Below are 7,564 nucleotides of genomic sequence, written 5' to 3'. Positions count from 1 at the left end.
CGCGAAGATGGCAAGTTCCCGGCCGAAGCCAATGACTGGATAGCGGGCGCCAAAGAAATCCCTGGCAGTTGGTGGACCGATTGGTCGGACTGGCTCAAGAGCCACGCCGGCAAACCAATCGCTGCACCCAAAACTTACGGCAAAGGCAGCCAATTCAAGGCCATCGAAGCGGCTCCAGGCCGCTACGTCAAAGCCAAAGCCTGATTTTTCAATCGACTGGAGACTCCCAAATGGAAGACATTGTTATCGTTGCAGCCGCCCGCACAGCCGTGGGTAAATTTGGTGGATCCCTTGCCAAAATACCCGCCACCGAGTTGGGCAGCATTGTCATCAAGGCGTTGTTAGAGCGCAGCGGCTTGCCCGTTGATGCCATTGGCGAAGTCATCATGGGCCAGGTTCTGGCCGCAGGTGTGGGCCAGAACCCCGCCCGCCAAGCCATGATGAAAGCCGGCGTGGCCAAAGAAACCCCTGCGCTCACCATCAATGCCGTGTGCGGCTCCGGCCTGAAGGCTGTGATGCTGGCCGCGCAAGCCGTGGCTTGGGGTGACAGCGAAATCGTGATCGCCGGTGGTCAGGAAAACATGAGTGCCAGTCCGCATGTGCTGAACGGTAGCCGTGATGGCCAGCGCATGGGTGACTGGAAGATGACCGACACGATGATCGTGGACGGCCTTTGGGACGTGTACAACCAATACCACATGGGCATCACCGCGGAAAACGTGGCCAAGGCCCACGGCATCACCCGCGAAATGCAGGATGCCCTGGCGGCAGGCAGTCAGAGGAAGGCAGCCGCTGCGCAAGAGGCCGGCAAGTTCAAGGACGAAATCGTGGATGTGCTCATTCCCCAACGCAAGGGCGACGCGCTGGTGTTCAACGCTGACGAATTCATCAACAAGAAAACGAACGCCGACGTGTTGGCCGGTTTGCGTCCCGCCTTTGACAAGTCGGGCAGTGTCACCGCCGGCAACGCTTCAGGCATCAACGATGGCGCCGCTGCCGTGATGGTCATGACAGCCAAAAAAGCCGCTGCTTTGGGCCTCAAGCCCCTGGCCCGCATTGCCGCTTTTGGTACCAGCGGTCTGGACCCGGCCCACATGGGCATGGGCCCCGTGCCTGCATCGCAAAAAGCCCTGGCCCGCGCTGGCTGGAAAGCAGCCGATGTGGACTTGTTCGAGCTGAATGAAGCTTTTGCTGCGCAAGCCTGTGCCGTCAACCAGGCGCTGGAGATCGATCCAGCCAAGGTCAACGTCAACGGTGGCGCGATCGCCATTGGCCATCCCATCGGCGCGTCCGGCTGTCGCATTCTGGTGACTTTGCTGCACGAAATGCAGCGCACTCAAGCGAAAAAGGGCTTGGCCGCACTGTGCATTGGCGGTGGCATGGGCGTGTCGCTGGCGATTGAACGCTATTGATCCCTGCACCGCTCAAGTTGCGTGGGTTGGCGCACTGCTCAATCGATAAGGGCAGCTGACCATAGCAATTTGAGCGGGCTTCAATGATTTCACTGCACTCATAACAAAGGAGACAAACATGAGTCAAAAAGTAGCTTACGTCACAGGTGGCATGGGCGGTATTGGTACCGCCATCTGCCAGCGCCTTCACCAAGAAGGCTTCAAAGTCATTGCGGGCTGTGGTCCGACCCGTGACTTCGCCAAATGGCTGGATGAACAAAAAGCCTTGGGGTACACCTTCTATGCCAGCGTTGGCAACGTGGGCGATTGGGACTCTACGGTGGAAGCGTTCACCAAGACCAAGGCCGAGCATGGCCACATTGATGTGCTGGTCAACAACGCCGGCATCACCAAGGACCGCATGTTCCTGAAGATGTCCCGTGATGACTGGGACGCCGTGATGAACACCAATCTGGACTCCATGTTCAACGTGACCAAGCAAGTGGTCGCCGACATGGTGGAAAAAGGTTGGGGCCGCATCATCAACATCAGTTCGGTGAACGGTGAAAAAGGCCAGGCTGGCCAGACCAACTACTCGGCCGCTAAAGCCGGGATGCACGGATTTTCGATGGCATTGGCGCAAGAGTTGGCCACCAAAGGCGTCACGGTCAACACAGTGAGCCCTGGTTACATCGGCACCGACATGGTCAACGCCATCCGTCCGGATGTGCTGGAAAAGATCGTGGCGACCGTCCCGGTCAAGCGTTTGGGCAAGCCCAGCGAAATCGCCTCCATCATCGCCTGGTTGGCCAGCGAAGAGGGCGGTTACGCCACCGGCGCTGACTTCTCGGTCAATGGTGGTTTGCACATGGGTTGATGTGCTTGTCTTGCCTGGCTTGTTGATAGCCAGCCGGGCAGTATCCAGCGCGCAGCACCCGCAAAAAACCCGCCTTGGCGGGTTTTTTTGTGTCCGCTGACAGACTCAACTACTCGCTTGCTTGCCCGTGCTCACCATTTGCATGGCCGAGGCGATCAGGCCTGAGACTTCGGACATGTTGCCCGGCACGATCAGCGTGGTCTTGGCGTCTTGTGCCACCTTGGCATAGGCCTGCACGGCTTGTTCGGCCACTTTGAGTTGCACGGCTTGTTCGCCTCCGGGTTGGCGGATGGCGCTGGCGATGCGTTCGATGGCTTGCGCTGTGGCATTGGCCATTTCGGTGATAGCCGCCGCATCCCCTTGGGCCTTGTTGATGGCCGCTTGTTTTTCACCTTCCGAGCGGGCAATGAAGGCCTCGCGCTCGCCCGTAGCGATGTTGATTTGCTCTTGGCGGCGGCCCTCTGATGCTGCGATCAGGGCACGTTTTTCACGCTCAGCGGTGATCTGTGATTGCATGGCCAGCAAAATTTCTTTGGGTGGCGTCAGGTCTTTGATCTCGTAACGCAACACTTTCACGCCCCAGTTGAGCGCGGCCTCATCGATGGCCGCCACCACTTGCGCGTTGATGATGGTGCGTTCTTCAAAAGTTTTGTCCAGCTCCAGTTTTCCGATCACACTGCGCAAGCTGGTTTGGGCCAGTTGCGTCACGGCAATGATGTAATTGGACGAGCCGTAGCTGGCCAGCTTGGGGTCGGTGACTTGAAAGTACAAAATGCCGTCGACCTGCAGTTGCGTGTTGTCGCGCGTGATGCAAATTTGGCTGGGTACGTCGAGTGGGATTTCTTTCAGGCTGTGCTTTTGGATCACGTTGTCGACAAAGGGCACCACAAAGTTCAAGCCTGGTGTCAAGCTGGCGTTGAATTTGCCCAGTCTTTCGACCACCCAGGCTTCTTGTTGCGGCACGACCTTGACGGTCTTGACGATGAACAGGATCGCGATGATCACGAGGACGGCAGCGATTTCCATGGATTTATTCCCTTTGTAATGGTTAGAGCGGTGTGCTCAAATCTTTTCAAGCACCAAGCGGTTGCCCGCCATGGCCTGAATTCGGTAAATACCTGGGGTGGCGGTCTGGCCGGGGGCCAGCACAGCGGTCCAAGCCGCTCCCCTGTGCTTGACTTGTGCCGTGCCCAGCGCATCCCAAGCCTCAACTTCGACCCTGGCACCCAGGTCCAAGTGCTGGTCGTTATCTTCTTGACGGGTAGTGGGTTGGCGCTTGCGCCATTGAGCCAGCAGCAATGCCCCCATGCCGCCAACGAAGGCCGCAGCCACAAGTTGTATGTTTGTGCCAAAACCAGCCATTGCGGTCAAGGCGCCGGCTGTAGCACCCAAGCCCAGCATCAGCAAGTAAAAGGTGCCGCTGGCCAGCTCAAAAGCAACCAATCCGCCAGCCAGCACCCACCACATGGTTGTGTCATTCATAGCAGTCCTTTCTTTGAGAGTTTTTGTATTGGCATGGCTATATGTGTACCTTTATACGCCCTCCCCATGGGTGATCAAGCGGTGCCGGGCCAAGTCCGGTGCAAGCCAAGGATAATCAGCCCCCATGCATTTCCCCGAACCCCAACGCTGGCGCTTGTCGGTCGCCCCCATGATGGATTGGACAGACCGTCACTGCCGGTTTTTCCACCGCTTGCTGACCCGGCACACCTTGCTGTACACCGAGATGGTGACCACAGGCGCCTTGCGCCATGGCAGTGTGCAGCGGCATTTGCGCTTCAATGCCGAAGAACATCCCGTGGCCTTGCAGCTGGGGGGCAGTGATGCGGCCGATCTGGCCCATGCCGCCAAGCTGGGGCAGGACTGGGGTTACGACGAAATCAATTTGAACTGTGGCTGCCCTTCAGACCGTGTTCAGCGCGGGGCTTTTGGGGCCTGCCTCATGAACGAGCCGCGCACGGTGGCCGATGGTGTCAAGGCCATGCTGGATGTGGTCGATGTGCCTGTGACGGTGAAGCACCGCATCGGCATCGACCGGATTGAAAGCTACGACTTTGTTCGCGATTTTGTGGGCACTGTCAGTGAAGCCGGTTGCAAAGTGTTCACAGTGCATGCCCGCAATGCCTGGCTCGATGGCTTGAGCCCGAAAGAAAACCGTGAGATTCCCCCGTTGCGTTATGAGTTGGCGTACCAGCTGAAAAAAGACTTTCCGGGGCTGGTCATTTCAGTCAACGGTGGCATCAAGACCAATGACGACATCGCTGCGCATTTACTGCATGCCGATGGCGTGATGGTCGGTCGTGAGGCCTATTACAACCCCTGCTTGCTCAGTACTTGGGACGCCACGTTTTATGGCGATGCCCATGCTGTGCCCAGCCGTGAAGTTGTGGAAGAGGCCATGGTCGCTTACATGGAGCGGGCCCATGCCGAGGACGGATGCCCTTGGTATGCCATTGCCCGTCACATGCTTGGGCTGTACCACGGGCAGCGGGGTGGGCGTTTGTGGCGGCAGGTCTGGAGTGACCACAAGCTCAAGCCACTCGCCCCAAGAGAAGTCTGGTTGCAGGCCAGGGCTGCGCTGGCGCGGGGCGCGGTGGTGACCGAGTGAGGGTGGGGCCGTTGCCCGAGGCGTCTGAAAAGGCGCTTTGGGTGGCGCTTATTGCGCCGCTTGCAAGCCATTCATGAAGTGCGCCGTCAGGCGTTCGGCTGCCAGCTCGGGCTGACGCGCAGTCAGGGCCTGCAAGATGGCCCGGTGCTCGATCAGGGACTGTTCGATGCGTCCCTCTTTAAACAATGAGCTGTGGCGGTTGAGTTTCATCACCTTGCGCAGATCGGCCACCACTTGGTCGCGCCAGCGGTTGTCGGCCAATTCCAGCAGGAGCATGTGAAAGGCTTCGTTGATCTGGAAGAAGCGGTCACGGTCATGGGTGGCTTCTTCTAGTTCCTGGTGCAATGCGCTGACCTTGGCCATTTGCTCGGCGCTGGCAGTTTGGGCGACCACCCGAGCGGCATCGGATTCCAGCAAGGCCAACAGGTGGTATACGTCGCGCAGGTCTTTTTCGCTGACTTCAGTCACATAAGCGCCCCGGCGGACCTTCATCGTCACCAGGCCTTCTGCAGCCAGAACTTTCAGGGCTTCACGCATCGGGGTGCGGCTGATGCCCAGAGCTTCCGCGATGCGCAACTCGTCAATCCAGCTGCCCGGCTCCAACTCGCGCGCAAAAATACGCTGCCGCAAGAGTTCGGCGACTTCTTCATAAAGGGCGCGTGGCGCGAGTGACAAGGCAGACATGGTGGGGTGAAGGCAGGCGTTGACCGGGCTGAATTTCAATGTTTTAGCTGTCGTTTCAGATGGTGAATTGTAAGCTGGTTAAAATATTCTGCATCAATAATTATAAATCACAGCATTTGTAAGCCGGTCAGCAGACACAAGCTGCCAAAATCTGAACCAGTCATTTTTGTCTCGAAAGCCCGCGCCATGACGTCCAAATCCTTTGAATTCACTGCCTCCAACCTAGAAGCCTGGCAGAAAGCAGCGGCCAAGTCGGCCCCCGGTGGCGATGTCAATGCCTTGAACTGGAAGACGCCAGACGGCATCGTGGTCAAGCCTTTGTACACGGCTGCAGACACGGTCGAGCTGCCCTATGCCAACACGCTGCCAGGTTTTGAGCCTTTCTTGCGTGGCCCCCAGGCCACCATGTACGCGGTGCGTCCATGGACGATCCGCCAGTACGCCGGGTTTTCTACAGCCGAAGAATCCAACGCTTTTTACCGCAAGGCCTTGGCTGCTGGGGGGCAGGGCGTTTCGGTGGCCTTTGACCTGGCGACCCACCGGGGCTATGACTCCGATCACCCGCGTGTCACGGGCGATGTGGGCAAGGCCGGTGTGGCGATTGATTCGGTCGAGGACATGAAAATTTTGTTCCACGAAATTCCGTTGGACAAAGTCAGCGTCTCCATGACCATGAACGGCGCGGTGCTGCCGGTGTTGGCGGGATATGTGGTGGCCGCCGAAGAGCAGGGCGTCACGCAAGACAAGCTCTCGGGAACGATTCAGAACGACATTCTGAAAGAGTTCATGGTGCGCAACACCTACATCTACCCCCCTGAGCCATCGATGAAGATCATTGGCGACATCATCGAATACACGGCCAAGAACATGCCGAAGTTCAACTCGATATCGATTTCCGGCTACCACATGCAGGAAGCCGGTGCCAATCAGGCACTCGAGTTGGCCTTCACGCTGGCCGACGGCAAGGAATACGTGAAAACAGCCATCGCTAAAGGCATGGACGTGGATGAGTTTGCCGGTCGCCTGTCTTTTTTCTGGGCGGTGGGCATGAACTTCTACCTCGAGATCGCCAAGATGCGTGCGGCCCGCTTGCTGTGGTGCCGCATCATGAAGGGGTTTGATGCCAAGAACCCCAAGAGCCTCATGTTGCGCACGCACAGCCAGACTTCGGGCTGGTCGCTCACTGAGCAAGACCCCTACAACAACGTGGTGCGCACCACCATCGAGGCCATGGCGGCTGTGTTTGGCGGCACCCAGTCGCTGCACACCAACTCGTTTGACGAAGCGATTGCCTTGCCCACCGAGTTCAGTTCGCGCATCGCACGCAACACCCAGCTCATCATTCAGGAGGAAACCCACATTACCCACGTGATCGACCCCTGGGCGGGCTCCTACATGATGGAGTCGCTCACCCAGGAGATGGCCGACAAGGCCTGGACCATCATCGAGGAAGTGGAGGCCATGGGGGGCATGACCAAGGCCGTGGGCAGTGGTTGGGCCAAGCTGAAGATCGAGGCGGCGGCCGCTGAAAAGCAGGCCCGCATCGACTCTGGCAAGGACGTGATTGTTGGCGTGAACAAGTACAAGCTGGCCAAGGAAGATCCGATCGAAACCTTGTCGATTGACAACGTGCGTGTGCGCGACGGCCAGATAGAGCGGTTGAAAAAAATCCGCGCCACCCGTGACAGCGCCAAAGTGCAGGCCGCGCTGGCGGCCCTGAGTGCTTCGGCCGAGTCGGGCCAGGGCAACTTGCTGGACCTGTCGATCCAGGCGGTGCGTTTGCGTGCCACGGTGGGTGAAATTTCTGACGCGCTGGAAACCGCCTTCGGCCGTCACCGTGCCGACACCCAAAAGGTGACGGGCGTCTACGCCGCTGCCTACGACGACGGCGACAACGTGGGAGACACCATGGAATACTGGAACCAGCTCAAAGCCGACATCGCCGAATTCGCCGACAAACAAGGCCGACGCCCTCGCGTGATGATTTCTAAGTTGGGTCAAGAC

General features: G+C 58.4%; 7 protein-coding genes and 1 pseudogene. 5 read left to right on the top strand and 3 right to left on the bottom strand.

What is annotated here, in order from left to right; all coding sequences use genetic code 11:
- The 3 genes and pseudogenes from ACIQ3A_RS12475 to phbB all read left to right on the top strand — a co-directional run.
- Positions 1-204 (top strand): annotated as a pseudogene (locus ACIQ3A_RS12475) (class I poly(R)-hydroxyalkanoic acid synthase); the annotation flags it as partial.
- A gap of 26 nt (positions 205-230) precedes the next feature.
- On the top strand, positions 231-1,412 hold the full coding sequence (locus ACIQ3A_RS12470; RefSeq protein WP_396432056.1) for an acetyl-CoA C-acetyltransferase: 1,182 nt from the start codon (positions 231-233) through the stop codon (positions 1,410-1,412).
- A gap of 118 nt (positions 1,413-1,530) precedes the next feature.
- Positions 1,531-2,268 carry an acetoacetyl-CoA reductase gene (gene phbB, locus ACIQ3A_RS12465; RefSeq protein WP_396432055.1) on the top strand — a complete coding sequence of 246 codons (738 nt, stop codon included), beginning with the start codon at positions 1,531-1,533 and terminating at the stop codon, positions 2,266-2,268.
- Between the two features lie 105 nt (positions 2,269-2,373).
- Here phbB and ACIQ3A_RS12460 read toward each other — a convergent pair whose 3' ends face one another.
- The gene (locus ACIQ3A_RS12460; protein ID WP_396432054.1) at positions 2,374-3,294 is read right to left on the bottom strand and encodes an SPFH domain-containing protein; all 921 of its coding nucleotides are present in this window, start codon (positions 3,292-3,294) and stop codon (positions 2,374-2,376) included.
- Between the two features lie 36 nt (positions 3,295-3,330).
- Positions 3,331-3,750 (bottom strand): NfeD family protein, encoded by a 420-nt coding sequence (locus ACIQ3A_RS12455; RefSeq protein ID WP_396432053.1) that lies wholly within the window; start codon positions 3,748-3,750, stop codon positions 3,331-3,333.
- A gap of 124 nt (positions 3,751-3,874) precedes the next feature.
- Here ACIQ3A_RS12455 and dusA point away from each other — a divergent pair, with 124 nt between their 5' ends.
- Complete coding sequence (gene dusA, locus ACIQ3A_RS12450) at positions 3,875-4,876, top strand: tRNA dihydrouridine(20/20a) synthase DusA (protein ID WP_396432052.1); 1,002 nt, start codon at positions 3,875-3,877, stop codon at positions 4,874-4,876.
- A 48-nt stretch (positions 4,877-4,924) separates the two neighbouring features.
- Here the strand turns inward: dusA and ACIQ3A_RS12445 are convergent, their stop codons facing one another.
- Positions 4,925-5,560 (bottom strand): GntR family transcriptional regulator, encoded by a 636-nt coding sequence (locus ACIQ3A_RS12445; protein ID WP_396432051.1) that lies wholly within the window; start codon positions 5,558-5,560, stop codon positions 4,925-4,927.
- A gap of 186 nt (positions 5,561-5,746) precedes the next feature.
- Between ACIQ3A_RS12445 and scpA the strand changes: the two genes are divergently transcribed.
- The coding region (gene scpA, locus ACIQ3A_RS12440) for a methylmalonyl-CoA mutase (RefSeq protein ID WP_396432050.1) at positions 5,747-7,564 on the top strand (1,818 nt) is incomplete at its 3' end.

This window comes from Limnohabitans sp. (genome assembly GCF_044361985.1).
In the GTDB taxonomy this organism is placed as follows: Bacteria; Pseudomonadota; Gammaproteobacteria; order Burkholderiales; family Burkholderiaceae_C; genus Limnohabitans_A.
The sequence above is the reverse complement of the archived record's forward strand: the minus strand, read 5'-3'. Positions and strand labels throughout refer to the sequence as shown.

Excerpts from the sequence above, each read along its gene's own strand:
- ACIQ3A_RS12470 (WP_396432056.1), top strand. The coding sequence starts at position 231 with ATGGAAGACATTGTTATCGTTGCAGCCGCCCGCACAGCCGTGGGTAAA.
- phbB (WP_396432055.1), top strand. The coding sequence starts at position 1,531 with ATGAGTCAAAAAGTAGCTTACGTCACAGGTGGCATGGGCGGTATTGGT.
- ACIQ3A_RS12460 (WP_396432054.1), bottom strand. The coding sequence starts at position 3,294 with ATGGAAATCGCTGCCGTCCTCGTGATCATCGCGATCCTGTTCATCGTC.
- ACIQ3A_RS12455 (WP_396432053.1), bottom strand. The coding sequence starts at position 3,750 with ATGAATGACACAACCATGTGGTGGGTGCTGGCTGGCGGATTGGTTGCT.
- dusA (WP_396432052.1), top strand. The coding sequence starts at position 3,875 with ATGCATTTCCCCGAACCCCAACGCTGGCGCTTGTCGGTCGCCCCCATG.
- ACIQ3A_RS12445 (WP_396432051.1), bottom strand. The coding sequence starts at position 5,560 with ATGTCTGCCTTGTCACTCGCGCCACGCGCCCTTTATGAAGAAGTCGCC.